The 19,280-nt window shown below is 45.8% G+C and carries 14 protein-coding genes; 7 read left to right on the top strand and 7 right to left on the bottom strand.

Annotated elements, in window-relative coordinates; all coding sequences use genetic code 11:
• The first annotated feature begins 5 nt into the window (after window positions 1-5).
• The 6 genes from OCU48_RS17585 (at window position 6) to OCU48_RS17560 (ending at window position 8,006) form a co-directional block, all read left to right on the top strand.
• Complete coding sequence (locus OCU48_RS17585; protein ID WP_141346795.1) at window positions 6-1,181, top strand: DegT/DnrJ/EryC1/StrS family aminotransferase; 1,176 nt, start codon at window positions 6-8, stop codon at window positions 1,179-1,181.
• Between the two features lie 130 nt (window positions 1,182-1,311).
• A complete protein-coding gene (locus OCU48_RS17580) occupies window positions 1,312-3,273 on the top strand; it encodes a polysaccharide biosynthesis protein (RefSeq protein WP_141346794.1) in 1,962 nt (653 codons plus the stop codon).
• Between the two features lie 80 nt (window positions 3,274-3,353).
• Window positions 3,354-4,634 carry a Vi polysaccharide biosynthesis UDP-N-acetylglucosamine C-6 dehydrogenase TviB gene (gene tviB / locus OCU48_RS17575; RefSeq protein ID WP_141346793.1) on the top strand — a complete coding sequence of 427 codons (1,281 nt, stop codon included), beginning with the start codon at window positions 3,354-3,356 and terminating at the stop codon, window positions 4,632-4,634.
• Window positions 4,635-4,696: 62 nt separating this feature from the next.
• Window positions 4,697-5,722: an NAD-dependent epimerase/dehydratase family protein gene (locus tag OCU48_RS17570; protein WP_141346792.1), complete on the top strand. Its 1,026-nt coding sequence runs from the start codon at window positions 4,697-4,699 to the stop codon at window positions 5,720-5,722.
• 103 nt (window positions 5,723-5,825) lie between these two features.
• Window positions 5,826-6,992: a nucleotide sugar dehydrogenase gene (locus tag OCU48_RS17565; protein WP_141346791.1), complete on the top strand. Its 1,167-nt coding sequence runs from the start codon at window positions 5,826-5,828 to the stop codon at window positions 6,990-6,992.
• A 9-nt stretch (window positions 6,993-7,001) separates the two neighbouring features.
• Window positions 7,002-8,006, top strand: a complete 1,005-nt coding sequence (locus OCU48_RS17560) for an NAD-dependent epimerase (protein ID WP_141346790.1) — start codon at window positions 7,002-7,004, stop codon at window positions 8,004-8,006.
• Window positions 8,007-8,105: 99 nt separating this feature from the next.
• Here OCU48_RS17560 and OCU48_RS17555 read toward each other — a convergent pair whose 3' ends face one another.
• From OCU48_RS17555 to OCU48_RS17540, 4 genes are all read right to left on the bottom strand, one after another.
• A complete protein-coding gene (locus OCU48_RS17555) occupies window positions 8,106-9,269 on the bottom strand; it encodes an Arm DNA-binding domain-containing protein (RefSeq protein ID WP_141346789.1) in 1,164 nt (387 codons plus the stop codon).
• Between the two features lie 264 nt (window positions 9,270-9,533).
• Entirely contained in the window at window positions 9,534-10,757 is a 1,224-nt protein-coding gene (locus tag OCU48_RS17550; RefSeq protein WP_141346788.1) for a hypothetical protein, read from the bottom strand.
• 9 nt (window positions 10,758-10,766) lie between these two features.
• Window positions 10,767-13,670, bottom strand: a complete 2,904-nt coding sequence (locus OCU48_RS17545; RefSeq protein WP_141346787.1) for a site-specific integrase — start codon at window positions 13,668-13,670, stop codon at window positions 10,767-10,769.
• The gene (locus OCU48_RS17540; RefSeq protein WP_141346786.1) at window positions 13,660-15,237 is read right to left on the bottom strand and encodes a site-specific integrase; all 1,578 of its coding nucleotides are present in this window, start codon (window positions 15,235-15,237) and stop codon (window positions 13,660-13,662) included. The genes OCU48_RS17545 and OCU48_RS17540 overlap by 11 nt, the downstream gene beginning before the upstream one ends.
• Before the next feature lie 1,102 nt (window positions 15,238-16,339).
• On the opposite strand from OCU48_RS17540, the gene OCU48_RS19735 reads away from it, so the two are divergent.
• Entirely contained in the window at window positions 16,340-16,582 is a 243-nt protein-coding gene (locus tag OCU48_RS19735; protein WP_307722279.1) for a Fic family protein, read from the top strand.
• On the opposite strand, the gene OCU48_RS17535 is transcribed toward OCU48_RS19735, so the two are convergent.
• The 3 genes from OCU48_RS17535 to OCU48_RS17525 form a co-directional block, all read right to left on the bottom strand.
• The gene (locus OCU48_RS17535; protein WP_141346785.1) at window positions 16,535-16,885 is read right to left on the bottom strand and encodes a hypothetical protein; all 351 of its coding nucleotides are present in this window, start codon (window positions 16,883-16,885) and stop codon (window positions 16,535-16,537) included. The two genes, OCU48_RS19735 and OCU48_RS17535, sit on opposite strands and share 48 nt — an antisense overlap.
• 272 nt (window positions 16,886-17,157) lie before the next feature.
• Complete coding sequence (locus tag OCU48_RS17530) at window positions 17,158-18,408, bottom strand: type II toxin-antitoxin system HipA family toxin (RefSeq protein WP_141346784.1); 1,251 nt, start codon at window positions 18,406-18,408, stop codon at window positions 17,158-17,160.
• On the bottom strand, window positions 18,405-18,710 hold the full coding sequence (locus tag OCU48_RS17525) for a helix-turn-helix domain-containing protein (protein ID WP_141346783.1): 306 nt from the start codon (window positions 18,708-18,710) through the stop codon (window positions 18,405-18,407). The genes OCU48_RS17530 and OCU48_RS17525 overlap by 4 nt, the downstream gene beginning before the upstream one ends.
• Between the last annotated feature and the right edge of the window lie 570 nt (window positions 18,711-19,280).

Raw genomic sequence — 19,280 nt, 5'->3', positions numbered from 1 at the left:
TATACATGCTTAATACATCTTTTTCTCCCTGGCCCTCTTTTACCGAAGAAGAGTCGAAGGCAGTTAGTCGAGTTCTACTGTCCAACAAAGTTAATTATTGGACTGGCAAAGAATGCCGAGAGTTTGAAAAAGAGTTTGCAACGTGGGCAGGTAGCAATTTTGCTATTGCTTTAGGTAATGGCACCCTCGCTTTGGACATCGCGTTAAAGGCTCTTGGTGTTGGTGAAGGCGATGAGGTGATTACAACACCAAGAACCTTCCTTGCTTCTGCTTCATCTATAGTAACGTCAGGAGCTTCTCCAGTATTTGCCGATGTAGATTTAAATAGTCAGGCTATTACTGCAGAATCTATTAATGCTGTTCTCACATCACAAACCAAAGCCGTTATTGTTGTGCATCTAGCGGGAATGCCCGCCGAGATGGATGCAATTATGGCATTGTCGAAAAAACATGGTTTTTACGTGATAGAGGATTGTGCACAAGCCCACGGTGCTAAATACAAGGGACGCGGAGTCGGTACCATCGGTCATATTGGGGCATGGTCTTTCTGTCAAGATAAAATTATGACTACGGGGGGCGAAGGTGGTATGGTGACATGCAATGATGAATCACTGTGGCGGAAGATGTGGTCATATAAAGATCATGGAAAGTCTTATGAAGCCGTTTATGAGCGAGAACATGCCCCTGGCTTTCGTTGGTTACATGAATCCTTCGGTACCAACTGGCGAATGACTGAAATGCAAGGTGCTATTGGTCGTATTCAATTGAACCGAATGCAAGAATGGACTCGTGCTCGTCAGTCCAATAGTGCCATTATTGATGAAATTGCAGTGAAATTTAATATCGTTCGCACGGTGAAAGTTCCCGACTATATCTCTCATGCAGCATATAAGCACTATCTGTTTGTTAACAGTGAGTTTCTGGCGGATGGTTGGACTCGAGATAGGATTGTCGACGAAATAGTGAAGCGTGGTGTTCCCGCTTATCAAGGTAGTTGTTCTGAGGTATACTTAGAAAAGGCGTTTGATAATACTCCTTGGAGACCAGAACAAAGGCTCAAAAATGCGGTTGAATTGGGTAAAACGAGTTTGATGTTCTTGGTTCATCCAACTCTTAGCAGTGAAGAAATAGCTCTAACATGCAACGTGTTAGATGAAGTATTTGCTCAAGCACAAAAATAAAGATCGGTTAGGCCACATCACAACGGTGTGGCTACTTCAAAATAATAAATATCCTCTAGTTGAATGGGTAGCCAGTCCTAGGGAGCTCTATTTGTATTAAGATAACACAGAACTTATTTGGCTTAAATTTATGAAGAATTTTCTAACGGGTTTATTTCAACTTCCTCGGTTTTCAAAGCAAATTATTAGTATTGTTATTGATTCTTTTGCTGTAACAAGTGCGTTAGCTCTAGCGTACTGGATCAGATTGGGTGAGGCTCCTGCAGAAATATCAGAAACTGTTTTTGATACCGCTATTCTGACGGTGTTCTCCACAGTATTTTTGACAATTGCTATATTCGCATGTTTAGGCCTGTATCGTGCTATGCTGCGTTATATGACCGTGCAGGTTATTTCTCAAGTCATTGTTGGTAGTTTGGGTTCTTCTCTAGCTTTAATCCTAGTTGGCTATCTCATTGGCGGTTTTGTACCGAGGTCAATTCCTTTTATTTATGCAGGTCTGCTTACTTTATTCTGTGCCGGTGGCCGATTGTTGATGCGAGCAATTGTCGTAGATTACGTCTCTAACATTAATAAGGGAAGGGTGTTGATCTATGGTGCAGGTTCCGCAGGACGTCAATTAGCTTCTGGACTTAAAACCAGCGAAGAGAATCGCGTTTGTGGTTTTATTGATGATGAGAAAGCACTGCAAGGTTCGGTGATTCAGGGGCTTCCTGTATACAGCTTCGATAAGGCACAAGCTGTGATTGACCAAGACCGAATTCAACGTGTGTTGCTTGCTCTTCCTAGAGTCAGTCGAGCGCAGCGCAAAAAGATTATTGATACTCTTTTACCTTTAACGATAGAGGTACTTTCTGTTCCCACAATAGAAGAGATGCTAAAAGATGATCAAGAGATTCAATCAGTACGAGAAGTACCTGTTGAGGATTTACTTGGTCGAGATCCTGTTCCACCGCGCAAAGATATGCTGACTCAAGATATTGAAGGTAAGGTGGTGATGGTAACAGGCGCTGGGGGTTCTATTGGTTCGGAAATTTGCCGCCAAGTTTTAAATAACAATCCCAAAACACTAGTACTTTTTGAGCTAACAGAACTTGCTCTATATAGCATCGATAAAGAATTGCAAGAATACGCTACAAAGAACGATTTAACCGTTCGTATCGTCCCACTGCTGGGGTCGGTCCAAAGAATTAATCGACTCGAAAAAACCATGCGGGCCTTTAGTGTTCAGACTATTTACCATGCAGCTGCATACAAGCACGTTCCTATGGTTGAATTCAACGTGGTTGAAGGTGTTCGCAACAATGTGTTTGGCACCTATTACACAGCTAAGGCCGCGCTGCAGTCTGGTGTAGAAACATTCGTACTCATATCTACTGATAAAGCGGTAAGGCCAACCAATGTAATGGGCGCATCTAAACGCTTGGCTGAACTTGCCATTCAAGCTATCGCACAGAAATGTAAAAGTGAGAGCTTGCCCACTCGTTTTAGTATGGTGCGTTTCGGTAACGTTCTGGGTTCATCTGGTTCGGTAGTTCCCCTGTTTAAGAAGCAAATTGCAGAAGGGGGGCCTATCACTATTACTCATAAAGACATTACTCGTTATTTCATGACTATTCCGGAAGCGTCGCAGTTGGTAATACAGGCAGGCGCAATGGCGGAGGGTGGAGATGTGTTTGTTCTTGATATGGGCGAGCCGGTTAAGATTGTAGACCTAGCCGAAAACCTGATTCGTCTGTCAGGTTTAGTTCCTAAAAACGAGCAAGAGCCATACGGTGATGTAGAAATTACCTTTACAGGCCTTCGCCCTGGCGAGAAGCTTTACGAAGAACTTCTTGTAGGTGAAGAAGAACTCGATACTGAGCACAGCCAAATCAAGCGAGCCAATGAAGTCTATATTCCTTATAAAGAGTTTATTGCTTACTTGGATAAGCTGGATCAAGCGAGTCATGATTACCAACATCAGAAGATTCGTGAGCTGCTTTTGGAATTGCCACTTCAATTCAATCCGACTGACGATATTAACGACTTGGTTTGGAATGAGAAGATTGCACGAGGACTGATTGTGGTTAAGGATACGGTTAACAGTTGATGCATTCAACTATATTTAGATTACAGATTTTAAGTTAATTAATATGGCGCTAGTCATACTTTTATTCAAAGAGAAAAAACATGAACCTTAGTATTAGTGATGCAAAAATAGCAATCATCGGTTTAGGCTATGTCGGTTTACCACTTGCAGTGGAATTTGGTAAACAACGTAACACTATTGGCTTTGATATTAATCAGGAGCGAGTAAACGAGCTTTGTAATGGAGTTGATTCTACTCTAGAGTGTAGCTCCGAAGAATTAAAAGAAGCCGCGCAACTTTCTTATACAGCAAATCTAAGCGATTTAGCGTCAGCGAACGTTTATATCGTAACAGTTCCTACTCCTATTGATGAACATAAACAACCTGATCTAACACCTCTTGTAAAGGCGTCAGAAGCTTTAGGGACAGTTATCAAAAAGGGTGACGTGATCATCTATGAATCTACGGTTTATCCGGGAGCGACTGAAGAAACCTGTATTCCTTTTGTAGAGAAAGTTTCTGGTCTTACTTTCAACAAAGATTTCTTTGCTGGTTACTCACCTGAACGAATTAACCCAGGTGATAAAGAGCATCGTGTGACCAACATCTTGAAAGTAACGAGTGGTTCAAACGATGAAGTGGCTGAGTTTGTAGACCAACTTTACAAGAAGATCATTGTTGCTGGGACGCACAAGGCGTCGTCTATTAAGGTTGCAGAAGCTGCTAAGGTTATTGAAAATACACAGCGCGATGTGAACATTGCTCTGATCAATGAACTTTCTATTATTTTTAACAAACTTGGCATCGATACCTTAGAGGTTCTTGAAGCGGCAGGAACAAAGTGGAACTTCTTGCCATTCCGTCCTGGTCTTGTAGGTGGCCATTGCATTGGCGTAGACCCTTATTACCTGACCCACAAGGCTCAAAGTGTAGGCTACCACCCTGAGATGATACTGGCGGGGCGCCGCTTGAACGATGGTATGGGTCGCTACGTAGTTTCTGAGCTTGTGAAAAAGATGCTGAAAAAGCGCATCCATATTGAAGGTGCTAATGTGCTTGTTATGGGCCTGACTTTCAAAGAAAACTGCCCAGACCTACGCAACACTCGCGTTGTTGATATCGTTGAAGAGTTGGCAGAGTACAATATCAATGTTGATATTGTTGATCCGTGGTGCTCGAATGAAGAAGCCCAACACGAATACGGACTAACGGTTGAGAAGACGGCTAAATCGGATCATTATGACGGCATCATTCTAGCCGTTGCCCATGATGAATTTAAGCATGCGGGCGCCGAAGAGATCCGTGCGTACGGTAAAGAGAATCATGTACTTTATGATCTAAAGTACGTGTTGGACAAAGAAAGCGTTGATATGCGTCTTTAACATCTATCATGAGTACCTATGGGCAGAGTTGAACTCTGCCTTTTTATTTACTTGGAACAGTTATGACTAAATTTGAACAAATTCAACAAGAACTTTCGCAAGAGCCAAAAACTTGGTTGGTAACTGGAGTTGCGGGGTTTATAGGCTCAAACTTGCTAGAAAAGTTGTTAAAGCTTAATCAGAAAGTAGTGGGGCTCGACAATTTCGCGACAGGGCATCAGTACAACTTGGATGAAGTTAAAGGTAAGGTATCGGGTGATAAGTGGGAAAACTTCACTTTTATTGAAGGTGATATCCGCAATTACCAAGATTGTGAGAAAGCTTTGACTGGCGTAGATTACGTTCTTCACCAAGCGGCACTTGGCAGTGTGCCACGCTCTATCGCTGACCCAATTACTACTAATGCCGCTAATATTACTGGCTTTATCAATATGCTGACTGCGGCTAAAGAACAAGGTGTAAAAAGTTTCACTTACGCGGCTAGTAGCTCTACTTATGGCGATCACCCTGCACTACCTAAGGTTGAAGAGAACATAGGTAACCCTCTTTCTCCTTATGCTGTGACTAAGTATGTGAATGAGCTCTATGCAAGTGTATTTGCGAAAACTTATGGCTTTAAAGCTATCGGTTTACGTTACTTTAACGTTTTCGGCCCGCGACAAGATCCTAATGGCGCATATGCTGCAGTTATTCCAAAATGGACGGCAGCTATGATAAACGGTGAGGACGTTTTCGTTAATGGTGACGGAGAGACCAGTCGAGATTTTTGCTTTATCGATAATGTCGTCGAAATGAATATTTTAGCTGCAACTGCTAATGATGACTCTAAAGATGAGGTTTATAACGTAGCTGTTGGTGATAGAACTACGCTAAATGAACTCTACGGTGCGATTAACTCAGCCCTGACTGAGAATAACATTACAGTTCAAGGTGAACTCATATACCGTGACTTCAGAGCGGGTGATGTAAGGCACTCTCAGGCTAATGTCTCTAAAGCAAAGTCTAAGCTAGGATACTTGGGAACTTATAGAATCCAAGAGGGTATTTCAATTGCTATGCCTTGGTATATTGGATTTGTAAGGAAATAGTAATACAAGTTAGCTGAACGTAAGTTCGATTCATTTTCCCAAAGCGAAATCTATATATGTTGAGATATTAGCTTATGTTTTTTAATATTGAGATAAATCAGTCATGAAAATTGCGGTAGCCGGTACGGGCTATGTTGGCCTATCAAATGCGATGTTACTCGCACAACATCACAATGTGGTTGCTGTCGATATTGTCGAAGAGAAAGTAAAACGACTCAACAATAAAATTTCTCCTATTGTAGATGCGGAGATTGAAGACTTTCTCGCAAATAAATCGCTTTCCTTTACTGCTACTTTAGATGTCGAGTCGGCTTATAAGAATGCAGACTTCGTTGTTATTGCAACACCCACAGATTACGATGTAGAAACGAACTACTTTAATACCTCGTCTGTAGAAACTGTTATTAAGCAGGTAATGGGAATTAATCCTTACGCTGTGATGGTGATTAAATCCACCGTTCCTGTGGGATATACGGCTCGTATCAAAGAAAAACTAGGCTGTGAGAATCTTATCTTCTCTCCTGAGTTTTTAAGAGAAGGTCGTGCACTCTACGATAACTTGCATCCATCACGCATAATCGTTGGTGAGCGTTCTGAAAGAGCTCAAATCTTCGCGAACTTATTGGTTGAAGGGGCAGAGAAAGAGAGTATTGAAGTGCTCTTCACGGATTCGACTGAAGCTGAGGCTGTAAAACTGTTTTCTAACACCTATCTCGCGCTTCGAGTAGCGTACTTCAATGAGCTTGATTCTTACGCAGAAGCACATGACCTAGATTCTCGCCAGATTATTGAAAGTGTGGGTTTGGACCCTCGTATTGGTAGTCACTACAACAACCCATCGTTTGGCTATGGTGGTTACTGTTTACCAAAAGATACCAAGCAGCTTCGAGCAAACTACGCCGATGTGCCAAATAATATCATCGGCGCGATCGTTGATGCTAACACGACTCGTAAAGACTTTATTGCAGATTCAATTCTCAAGCGTAACCCTGAGCGTGTCGGTATCTACCGTTTGATCATGAAAGCAGGTTCGGATAACTTCCGCGCGTCTTCTATTCAAGGGATCATGAAGCGATTGAAAGCGAAAGGCACTGAGGTCATCGTGTATGAGCCAGTGCTTGAAGAAAAAGAGTTTTTTCATTCTGCAGTAATTAAAGATCTCGCTGAATTTAAAGCTATGTCAGATGTAATTGTGTCCAACCGTATGGTGGAAGAGTTAGCGGATGTGGAAAGCAAGGTATACACCCGCGATTTATTTGGTTCAGATTAAGAGTTGAGTATGAAATATTTAGTGACTGGCGCAGCCGGTTTTATTGGTAGCGCTGTTGTTGAGCAGTTAACCGCAAAAGGTAATTCAGTTATCGGTGTGGATAACATGAATGATTACTATGATGTGAATCTTAAACTGGCTCGTATAGAGCGAATTCAGCATGCCAACTTTACCTTGGTAGAGCTTGATATCGCTGATCGCGATGCAGTTGCAACGCTGTTTAAAACAGAGCAATTTGATCAAGTCATTCACCTTGCGGCCCAAGCTGGTGTGCGTTACTCGATTCAAAATCCTCATGCGTATGCAGATTCTAACCTAGTAGGGCATTTGAACATTCTTGAAGGCTGTCGTCATAACAAGGTTCAGCACTTGGTGTATGCGTCATCAAGCAGCGTGTACGGCCTGAATGCGAAAACGCCTTTTGCAACGTTTGATTCAGTGGATCACCCTGTATCACTGTACGCCGCAACTAAGAAGTCTAATGAGTTAATGGCTCACAGTTATTCGCATCTTTATGACATCCCAACAACGGGTCTTCGTTTCTTTACTGTGTATGGCTCATGGGGGCGCCCTGATATGGCACCTTTCATTTTCACCAAGAAGATTTTGGACGGCGACACCATTGATATTAATAACAATGGCGATATGTGGCGCGATTTCACCCACGTAGACGATATTGTTGAAGGGATCGTGCGTATTGCCGATGTCGTCCCTACTCGTGATAACGAATGGACGGTAGAAGCAGGATCACCTGCAACCAGTTCTGCACCTTACTCGGTGTACAACATTGGTCACGGTTCACCGATCAAACTGATGGACTTTGTGAAAGCCATTGAAGATGAGTTAGGCATTGAAGCGAAGAAGAATTTCCGCGAAATGCAACCAGGCGATGTGTATCAAACTTATGCGGATACCGTCGATTTGTTTGAAGCAACTGGTTATAAGCCTCAAGTCTCTGTGAAAGAGGGCGTGGCTGAGTTTATTACTTGGTATCGTAAGTTCTACAACAAGTAGCTTTGCTCTGAACGGTTGAGTATCGAATTAAAAATGGCAACTACGCTTTGGCGAGTTGCCATATTTTATGATGTAAGGTTTCGTACCAGTCGATTATGACTAAAGACCTTCTTGATTCATCAATTCATTAAACGCACTGCCATCATTTCGTGAAGCATTAGCGACATAAGGCGCATACACGTTGAACAATAGTTGCGTATCGCTGTGCCCAAGCATCTGTGAAATATAAAGAGGGTTTTCGAGCGCAGCAATATGAAGCACAGCTGCTGTGTGACGCGTTTCATAGGCTCTGCGCTTGGCAAGCCCTGCTTTTTTCAGCGTTGGATACCAAACGCCTTTGCTTATCCAATGAGTATCTAAAGGCAGTCCTTTGTCATTGGTAAACACATAGTCACTGTCAGTATCACAGCGTGCTTGTTGACGTTTCAGTGCTTCATACAACGCATCACACATCTTTAAGTCACGTCTGGATTTAGGTGTTTTTACATCACACAACTCACCATTGACATAGTTATGTCTCACCTGAATGAGGCGATGCTCAAAATCCACATACTTCCATAAAAGCCCATGCACCTCACAACTGCGCATGCCTGTCCAAAAGCGTAAGATAAAGTAATCTCTCCACTTTTCTTCCACCGCAGCTAAAAAGCGTTTCACCTCGGCAATGGTAAGCGGTTTTGAATTGGCTTTTTCTTCCTTTAGTGCGCGATAGCGACGAAGTGGGTATTCAAATTGATATTCATCCGCTGCAAGCCCCACCATGGCAATGATTGGCCACAAAATGCTGTTAATGCGGCGGTTCGACAGTCGTCTTGTTCCATCAGGCTTGGTTTCTTCCATCAATTGGTTACGATAAAAGTCCACCTTGGCGAGCGTAAAATCACTCATCAGTGTATTGCCAAACTCGGGTATCAAGTAACGCTCCAGAATGTTTCGCATAGTGTTTTGATAGCTGGACTTCCACTTAGGGATTTGGCGCTGATACCACTCTTGCGCGAAGTCTTCAAAGAAAGGGTACAAACGGTCAGGATGCTTACCGCGTTGCAAAAGCTCGAATTTTGCGACCTTTTTGCTGTGCGGAAAATAGTCGCGGTACTCAAAGCAATTTAAGTCTATCTCCGCGTTCATGCGTTTGAGCATCGCTTTGGCTTTGGCAAGGTTACTCGGCGTTGCCATCATCTTGGTGCCTTCGCGAAAACGCACCCCATAAAGGTGTATATCAAACTGAATGCGTCCATTAGGACGGATACGAATGTGAGCCATAGTGGCCTCCATCAATTAAGTGCTACCCTAAACCGATGGCATTCGTTAGAATTTCTCCATCGGCTGAGCTTGGTTTAAAGACTGTGCAGCCGGTGCGGAGGGAAGTGGTGGCCGCCACTTCTCTCCAACTGCGTTCTTTCTCTTTTCATTTTTTACTTTTCGCTTTCTCTTTTACATAGCCCTCCTGCTTATTTTCTTATTTTACCTCTAGCCTAACACCGCATTTTTATTTCCAAAATCGACACTAAGCCATTGTTTTTATTATTAATCGTTAAAGTCGCTAAACAGATCCCCTTGCGCCGGTTTCATGCTTTGATGGTACTCAATGGTCTCCTCAATGGACGCTAACCCTTGCGGACTTAACTCAATCGCCACCGTCGAATAAGGGTGCTCGGCGCCGGTGTCTTTATACAGCCCCAATACACGACTGCCATCAGGGCCAAGCAACACTTGCAGAAACACCTCTCTGGTGGAGAGCTTTCTGTACTGCGATAGCGCCTGTTTAAACTCAGTGGCTCTCAGGCTATAGAGCAGCGGCGCATCGTTTGACGGGACTTTGTTTTCAAACAGCCTATGACAGGCTTCTTTATCGGTGGCACTGCCAATCAAAATGCCCTCTGGCGACACATACAGCGAGGTTTGGTTTTGCTGATGCAGAGTATCGACTTTGCTGTGCGCGGTGAGCTCACCCATGAGTTCGCCCGCATGCACGCTAAATGTCGACTCCACGCGGTAGTGAATGGGCTTGGCCTTGATATCCGCCTCATCAAAGCGAAGCGCAAAACATATAGTGGTGATCTCATCGGAGAAATACGCCACCTCGCTATCGACGCACACATAAATGCCGTGGGCGCGAGAGTGGCGACACAGCGTTTTTAACCCCGCGACACTGGCGCTATCCAGCTGCAGATCAATACTGGGGTTATTCTGATACGGCACGTCGAAGGTATGCAGCGTCTGCTTGCTGATGATTTCCAATTGCTCCTTGCGATGATTGAGCCTAAAGAGTGACAGTGCGGGGTGAGCGAGGGTGTGATTGAGGGCGCTTTCAAGCCAGCACTTTGAGACAAGCTCAAACCCTGCGCTTTGCACAGTCGTTAACAGCTCAAGATGGGTGTCATTGGCCGGTATGGCCTGCGCATCACGCCAGGTTGTCTGGTTCACCATCATGGTCAGCATGGGAAGTCGGCGGTTTTGATACTCCACATTCAGATGAATGGACTCCGCTCGGGTACGGTTCTCAAACAGTGGCTGGCAAAACATTTTAAACAAGCTGGCATTGATGGTGAATTTGCCGGTTTTCAGGCTGCACTCCTCCTCAATAGGCAAGGTGATCATATGCAGGTGTGACGCACAGCCCGCAATGAGGATCAAAGTGCCCGCCTTGCGAACCACCACAAAGGTGACGCCACTTTCAGGGCTCTTGATATCAAGGGATTCCACAAACGCTTTAAGCTGCGCGTGATACTGGTATTGAAACGTAAGCATAAGACTACCTTAAGTAAGAGAGTGAATGATGAAGTCAAACAGCAATGGACTGTGTAACGTGAAGGTGAAGCTCACGGTAAAGCGGCTGCTGCCACAAGGCACGGTCTCTACCGTAATGGGCTCAGAGCCTCTGGCGTAACGCCTTTTAATCAGCGCAAGCTTTCGCTCTGGACTTTGCTTTCGGTTTTGCGCCAGATGAAACGACACATAACAACACGCGAATAAATGGCTGCGAAACAGCGCGTTAAAGGCCTCACTGTTTTTTTGATTGCACGCAAAGCTCACTGAAAAGGTGCGTGCCCCTGTCACAGTGATTGGGCCAAGCTCGCACAGCGCGGTGCGCTGTCGGTTTGAGAGCCCAAACGAACGATGCTGGCCGCAGCGCTGCCAAAACACACTGATGTCGCTAAAGCGCTCACTGCCGTCTTGAAGGGCAATAAGCAGCTCACGGGTTTGCCAGTCAAGCGCGGTTACCCCTTTCGCGCGAGCGCTGGCGTAATGGGTTTGATAAGGGGCATACTGCGCGCGATTGTCCCACTCTCTGACCAATTCGTTACTGCCGTAAATGACGGACGTATCGGGCGCAGTGTAGTAACGAAGGCGTCGCCCAGAGGGAGTCGTCAGCAGCGCGTCGTACAGCATGTTCTGGCTCAGCGTCACGACATCCTGCCCGTTCGGCGCTGAACCAAGCTGCTTCGCTACCTTGGGGTGTGACAGTAAATGGGCCGCAGTGTGTTTGCCTAATAGGGCTTGCAGTGCGCAAATTTTATACGCTTTGGGGTGAGAGAAGCATTCAGGAAGCCACTCCGCGCCGTGCAGGTAACTCTGGCGAGTCGTCGCGTAATAACGATGACCGAGCTGATCACTCATCACATCCAGCAAAATGCCATCGTTCACCTGCGAGAACGGTTTGTCTTCGAGCCAAAACTCAAAGCGGGCGTCACACGCCTCCTTGGTCAGCAGCTCTTCACTCATGCCATCGCAATGGGCATGCGAGTGAAAGTCGCACGCAAGGCTTATTCCTTGCAAAAACAAAAGGTGCGCCCCGGAATGGCGAAGGTGATGAAAACGCACCTGATTGCCATACAGCGCTTTGAGCACTTGCGTCACCGGATACAGGTAATGTCGCTGCATTGAGCTCAAGGTTTCCCCCTCAAAGCCAATAAGTGGGGTGTGCGGCGCGCAAGACTGCTTGATTTGAATCAGAAGTGCCACTAAATTGGCTGCGCTTTCAGGCATGACCACGAACACAAACCGCGATTGCCTGTTCTTGGTTTTTCCCTCATTGGTTTGCGTAATATGCAGGCGAAATTGCGTACCGGTGGCCGAGGGGCGCATCACATCTTGCAGGCGCAGCCTAAGCACTTCTCCGCGGCGAAGTGCACCGTAAAAACCAAGCAGCAATGCCACTGCGCTGCACAAGCGTTGCAAATGAGTACCCTGGTGACTTTCCAGAAGACGATGCGCCGCGTGATGCACGTGATCGGTTCGCAGCCTATAGGCATCGACATTCATTGGCAGGGTAGGGCACTCAAACTGACTGACATCCAAATGGTCGGTCAGCGCTTGCTGCGACACAAAGCGAAGAAAGTTATACACTAGCCATTGCATCGCCTCATTCTCTTGTGACTCGAACGCAGTGTTGGCCCAATCATCGAGTTTATGAGGATCGCTCGCCTCAAGGTACGACATCGGGCGGGGCAGCTTCGAATAAATGCTCGTGTATTTGACTAAAGTGGAATGACGCAGCTGACGGCACGTTGCGCCGCCCAGCACAATCAACTCACGGGTAAACAGATACAGCAAGGTGGGCACAACGTCATTGAAGGGCCATTCTATCGGCGACTCTGCGGCGAGCTGCGCCTTAAGACTCGCCCTTGGCTCATCGTTTAACCGTTTTAACAAGGCACGATGGGGCCACTGTGCGCCGCGTTTGCTCGCACTGGGCACAGACCCATTAGAATTGGCATGGCGAGGCAACACATACAGCTGTTTTAACGCCTCTCGGATATGCGCCTTGCTGGGCAGCACCGGATGAAACGCGCAGTGACGACTCGGCACTGCCATATCAAGGAGCAGCTCTGGCGGATACTGATGTTCGCAATGCCAAATGGCCTGCATCGCTAAATGCCACTGTCTCGCTGTTATGGGCTTAGCATAAGTGCGTGCGAGCAGTGGATTGCCAGGCACCAGCGCACGCACCATGTCATCAAGGCCCGCTAACAAGGCGGGCTCAGAGACGCGGTGCGAAGGTTGTCTGCGTCGCCAATAGTGCTGCAGTGCCACGTACGCGACAGGCGTTAAAGCGTAGCGCGCAAAGCTAGGCAGTTGTCGTTTGTGCTTGATAGGGTGCCAAAGAGTCAGTGTGAGCCTATCGTCGATGACTTCGATGCGAGTTTTTTTGCCCTTCCCCTTCCCCTTGCCATTACTACGGTCACGGCGCAGCACGGCCAGCCACGTCGCCAAAGGAAGTGGAGCCACTTCGATGGCGAGCAGTGAGATGAGCTCACACGCCAATAGAGTTTTGACGCGCTCGGCCCAAGGCGCACGTTGATAGTGCCCAAATAATGCACCGCCTAATTGGGCATGCTTCATCACCTGCACCAACCACTGATGCTTCTGATCTCGATACACATGCGCCTTTTGCTCTGGCAGTTGCCATTGGCACACTTGCTCAAGATAGAGCAACACATGATTGAGCGCGCGCTTTAGCAGGCGTTGACGTCCCCCAAAGGTGCTCTTGATAGTCGCTTGAATGGGTTCAAGCGAGGCTTGAGTGAGCACACGAGAGGTGTCGCTATAGAGCGCAATCTGCTCAATGATCGTGTCATAGTGAGCGCTATCTAGCGCCTCCATACCCATGTTATGAAGGTGATCTTGAATATGGCTCACGGTTAATCTTTTAATCTTCATGACGGGCCTCGCAGGTGTGAGATGTGCTTTGGTTTAGGGTGTTTCTGAACGCGCTAGGCGAATCGAGCCCTAGCTGATGGGCAAGCCGATTCAAGTGGTCTTGGGCGATGTGCTGGCTCGCTGGAAAGCGGTGCTCATTGCCTAGGTGCTCACCAAACTCACTGTGCCCCATTAAGCGGTCGATCAGTTGCGTGGATAGAGCAGGCAGGGTTGCGGTCAACGCCATTTGTGCAAAGGTATGGCGAAGCTGATAAGGCACCACAGACGCATCGGGTGAAAACGACTGCATAGCCAGTCGAACGGTTTTGGCGGTGAGCGGCTGCGCCTTGAAATTCTCATCCAGCAGGTACCAAAGACACGAGGTGTTTGGGGTCAGTGATAGGTGCAGACACACAACGTGTTGCAAAGCCAAGTACGCTTTAAGGGCCTGTGAGAAGAAATCACATAGCCACACAGTGCGATAGCGCCCTTTGTCGAACACCATGGCGTGGCGGCAGTCATAACACTGGCTCGCGTCTATTGAAATGGCATGCGTGGGCCTCACGCCGGTCAGGATTAAAAACTGAAACGTGATTTGATAGGTACGCAGATTGTAATAGTGTCTGAGCCCCTCTGGCGTCGACACAGTGCGATACGCCTCACTGACGCTATCGGCGAGCACATGAAAAAATTGCCGTGTATCGTCCACCGACAGCGCTCTGTCAGAACCCATCACAATGGGCGCAATGGGTTTATACACATAGGTGCCGTTGGTTTGCACTCGCTCAAGTTGCGCAATGGTGCCGCTGTGTTTTAGATAATCCGGTTTCTTTGTCTCTGGCTTAAACGCAAAGACAAAGAACTCCGTTAACTCATACAGATGGATCGCATCCGTGATGCGTTTGAAATAACGATTGTGCGCCTCAAATATCTTATAGCGTATCTGATCGCTGGTTTCTCGTTGGTACGATTTCGCTTGATGATGGTGGTCTTGATGACGCGGTAGTATCACGCTTTTTGCAATGGTGGACAATTTAGAATCGCTTTGCCCCATGTGCATCCAATAGCGAAACAAGCGATCTTTTCTCACGCGAGGGTAATGGGCGAGCTTCCCCAGCGTTTTCCACTTGCGAGACAGGTCCTTGCAAAGCGCTTGATGCTGTTTATCCGTGAGCAATGCACAAGAGCTGGATGACAAGGCGTCCACAAATAGCGCATTAAACGCATCCGGAATGGGCTGCCATAAATATTCAGTGCCACCCTTATGGAGATAGCAGAGAGCGTATTCCACTCGAGTGACATTGTTGGTGCGCACCGGCCTTAGCGTATGCCCCTCACACTGCGCTTTGCCAGTCACGCGCGTGAGCTTTGGAAGCTGCGCAATGTTGTCACTATTAATCAGCTCATGCGTCAGCCACCAAGTCATAAACGTAACGACTTTGCGTTTACGAACCGTATCAGAATCGCCCTTGCGATGAATTCGATGCAGTGCAATCGCCAGTGTCGTAGCAATGCGCTGCGCATCAGGTGCAACACCACCACTATTATTGGCACGATTGCGTTTTTGTTGTGCGATGAATTGACCCATGACACCCTCCTTGGTCAGCTGATTGGATTAGGCGTTTGCACCAAAGACGGACAGTCTTTGAGCAAGGCCTAATACCAAAATATCAGTGAATTTTTATTTCCAAAATCGGGGTAAAGAGAGGGTTTTGAAAAATGGGTGAAGGTGTTAGTCCTTGTGGTATAAGGCTTTGAGGGGATTTTGTTATTTAGAAAATAGGTGGCAGCCTTGGTTATAAGAAAGTACTTTTTAGATTATCTTGTTTTTTATCTGCTATATCTTCGAATTTATGGTTTGGCACTCGTAGATAAATCTAAATCGTTCAACACTCTGATATAGATTGAGAGCAACTTGCTCATGAGTGATCTTGGTACAGTTAGATGATCTTAGGTGCGGCGGTCAATTGCCAAACTGGGGAATTGGGGGAGCGACGAAAACTCTTACTAATTGATTGGCAAGCGACCTACCTGAATCTAACTGTGTTTGATATCTTGGTAGAATGTAGTAGAGAATTTCTTTATGCGCTGATCAGCCTCCAGGAAAGGTACGCACTGCTCAGGTTTATAAAATGACAGCAATCATTTCGTCATGCACAATTTAGGGATGAGTTTCACAAAGGAGAGTGATGATGCCAGCGACTTCCAATTCGACACGGCGTAACGATAAGTTCACCCCTAACCTAGAGAATTTTCGAATTAGCTTAAGCTACGAAGGGCTCACGCTAAAAGAAAAAACAAAAAAACAAACTATTGCTGAGCTAAAACGTAAGTATGCGAGATAAATACGGAGCCAAGCACGACAAGTACTGCTATACGGGGACGGATATTCTAATTAACAAGCTGAATATTCGTGATGCTGATGAACTTGCTGATGCTGAGACTGCGTTGACAACCGAAAGGTATTTAGAGTATTGCAGTGAAATAACCCAACTGAACCAATTAGACTTCAGTCATTTTAAGTCATTACACCACCAGTTGTTTCAAAATATATTTGAATCGGCTGGAAAAATACGTGAGGTAGATATTTCTAAAGGAAATACTCGATTTTGTACAATCACTCGAATAGAACCAGAAGGTAAAAACTATTTGGTTCAATCCCTGGACTAGATAACCAGACCCCATCAACCTTGATACCAGCACTCGCTGACTTGTTTTGTGAGTTAAACTTGCTTCACCCGTTTAGAGAAGGCAATGGACGAACATTACGATTTTTCTTCGAAGAGTTAATATTTTTGCTTGGTTATGATATTCAGTGGCCACATATTTCACAGCAAGATTGGATTGATGCGAATGTCGCTGGCGTAGAGTTAGATTTAGCACCATTAATTAAAATATTTGATGCGGCCATTTTTATTGAGAAGCAAAAGTGACTGACAAAGAAATCTCATGTGCATCGTTGGTCTATAACTCAGTGGGCGCAAACAATCACTTGATGAGTGCGATGAGCAGTCATCAAGTGCTAGCTTGAGGTTCGACAGAACAAGCCAATTTCGGATAATCCACCAAATGAGAAAGCACGCAACTTTGCGTTTACGAACCGTATCAGAATCGCCTTTGCGATGAATTCTATGCAGCGCAATCGCCTGAGTGGTGGCAATGCACTGCGCATCAGGTCCAACCCCACCACTGTTATTGGTACGATTGCGTTTTTGTTGTGCGATGAGTTGCCCCACGGCACTCTCCTTGGTCAGTTGATTGGATTAAGCACTTGCATCAAAGACAGTCTTTGAACAAGGCGTAATACCAAAATATCAGTGAATGTTTGTTTCCAAAATCAGGGGTAGAGAGTAGGGCTGTATAAGTTTTGGCTTTGCTTCTCTTTTTACTGGTTTGTTAAGGCCTTATCTAAGGCAAAGGAAAGAGCCTTAATTGTGAACTAGAAAGAGGCTATGCTGTCGCTGAGTAGTTCACTCACAAAAAATGAAAATATAATGTCACTTACTCATTAAGCGTTGAACGCCGATTGCTTCATAGCTTGCTCGGCTCGGCTGATCCCTAGCTGTTTAGCAACGGTTTGCCATTGCTTAACCGCAATTAATACTTCATCGTAAATTTGCGTCGCTTGGGTTTGCGAAAGTCGGAAAAAGTCTTTCACGTCAAACGCTAATTGGTAATCTAAGGCGTTGTCTGCATCGGTAATATTCAGATGCAGGCCATGCCTACCCACTATCGGGTTTAAATCATAAGCGGGTGATAACTTCCAACCATTCTTTGTTAATAAAAACCCATGGTTACGCAGGTGATCATCCGTGTTGGACACCGCAATATTAAACACGATACGTCGCCATAACTGTGCTAAATCAGCTTCGGTTTGCGCACCAGAATTGGAAATAAATTCAGCAATTTCTAAGTAGCTGGCACCTTGAGATTGTTCACCATCATAGTATTGAAGCTGTGTCATGGCCGATGAAAAATGCAGTCGCTGATCACCGGCGCGATCAAATCGTTTTGTTAAAAAGGTATGATGCCCGGAGGAAAACCGTCTAATCTGACTGGGAAACATGTCAACACCTGCCGCCAACGCCAATTCATAACAGACCATCTCCCACGCCCCCACGTCATGAGTATCATTTGAGTTAGGAAACTTAGCAATCCACAAGTGGCCTTGCTCATCTGTCACACAAGCCTTGGGCCTTGCACCGCCTAATGATGAGCCTGGAGAAATCAGCATTTTCAACCAGCGGTAATACTCGTCACTGTCGATGTTATCGTCTTTTTCAATCTGCATTGCTGCGTGCTCTAGCTCTCGCAGAGAAGCCATTGGCGGCGCAGCAAACTCAGAGTTGTCATCTAAGAAAGCATCCGAGCCTGCTCGCTTAAATCGAATACCACCCATCCGGTATGAGTCATGCACGCCCAGCAGGTAATCCAGCTCGTTTAATCGACTTGTTGCACGAATACCCTTGCGCACTTCAATGGCCGCACGCCGTTGCATTAAAATACGCCCCCATCTATCAGGCGATGAATCGAGAAATCCACGAAAGTTTTTATCGGCTTCATCGTTGTAGAGTTCACCGGAGTGAAGCGTCAGGATTGGATCAATTTGCAAGCGATAGGCTGAAGTTAAAAATGCTTTATCGTAGGCAAAACTAAACACGCCCCCCCGGCTTGAATCGCTGTAAGCAAGCTTCCCTATTAGCAAAGGCGCTTCCATTGGCAGCCAGTCGGCATAGACTTCAACGATGTCACGGCTCATCTTGAACCTTCCAGTAATTTTATATTTTGCAGCTTGATACCCACCTCATCATGGGCGGCCACTTCTGCAAAATTACTCTCCATGCCAAGAACGGCCATAACCTTTAAGTAAGTGCCTATGGCAACGCCAGGATCACCTGCGAAGACTTTGTTCACCGTTTTATGATCAAATCCAGTACGTTCACACAGCAGCTTTTTTGTAAAACCACGTCGTTTCATCGCCAACAGCAAGTCTTCACCAAAATGAGTCAGGATTTTGCGCTGCTTTGGAAACAGTACATTGTGCAAATTACGCTTAGCCATATCACCAATCTAGGGGACTATATTCCCATTACTTAATCATTACTGGGAATATAATCCCACCTTGAGATTTAAGCAACTCCATTAAGTTAAATGTGGGACTATATTCCCATTTCACTCAATATAATTGGATTTATATCCTACTTTTAGATTTAGTTTGCGCGTTGGCCAAGGCGATGATGTGAATCCCAGAATCCCAGAATCCCAGAATCCCAGAATCCCAGAATCCCAGAATCCCAAAGGCTATAAAAGTGTAATTCGAGTTATAGCATAGCCCGTTAACAATCTTAATTGGCGGGAAATGACTATGCAGCGTGACTTACTCAACACCTTAATCGCATGGAAAAAACAACCTATGTGAAAGCTGACATTAAGGGATAGAAGTTTCACCTGTACTCGTTGTGGTCTAGTCAGCGACCGTGACTACTCTTCAGCAATAGCAGTGGAGAGAAAAGGTGAGCTAGATTTAAAGGCGAATGGAACTGTCGTCAGGGTGAATAAATCACCCAATATTCAGCAGAAATTAGGCGTTAGCAAATAGATAAGGTGGTTGCTTAACCACCTTAGAAGCTC

Origin of the sequence: Vibrio inusitatus (genome assembly GCA_024346935.1) — a bacterium.
Classification (GTDB): Bacteria; Pseudomonadota; Gammaproteobacteria; order Enterobacterales; family Vibrionaceae; genus Vibrio; species Vibrio inusitatus.
This window is presented reverse-complemented; position numbering and strand designations above follow the sequence as displayed.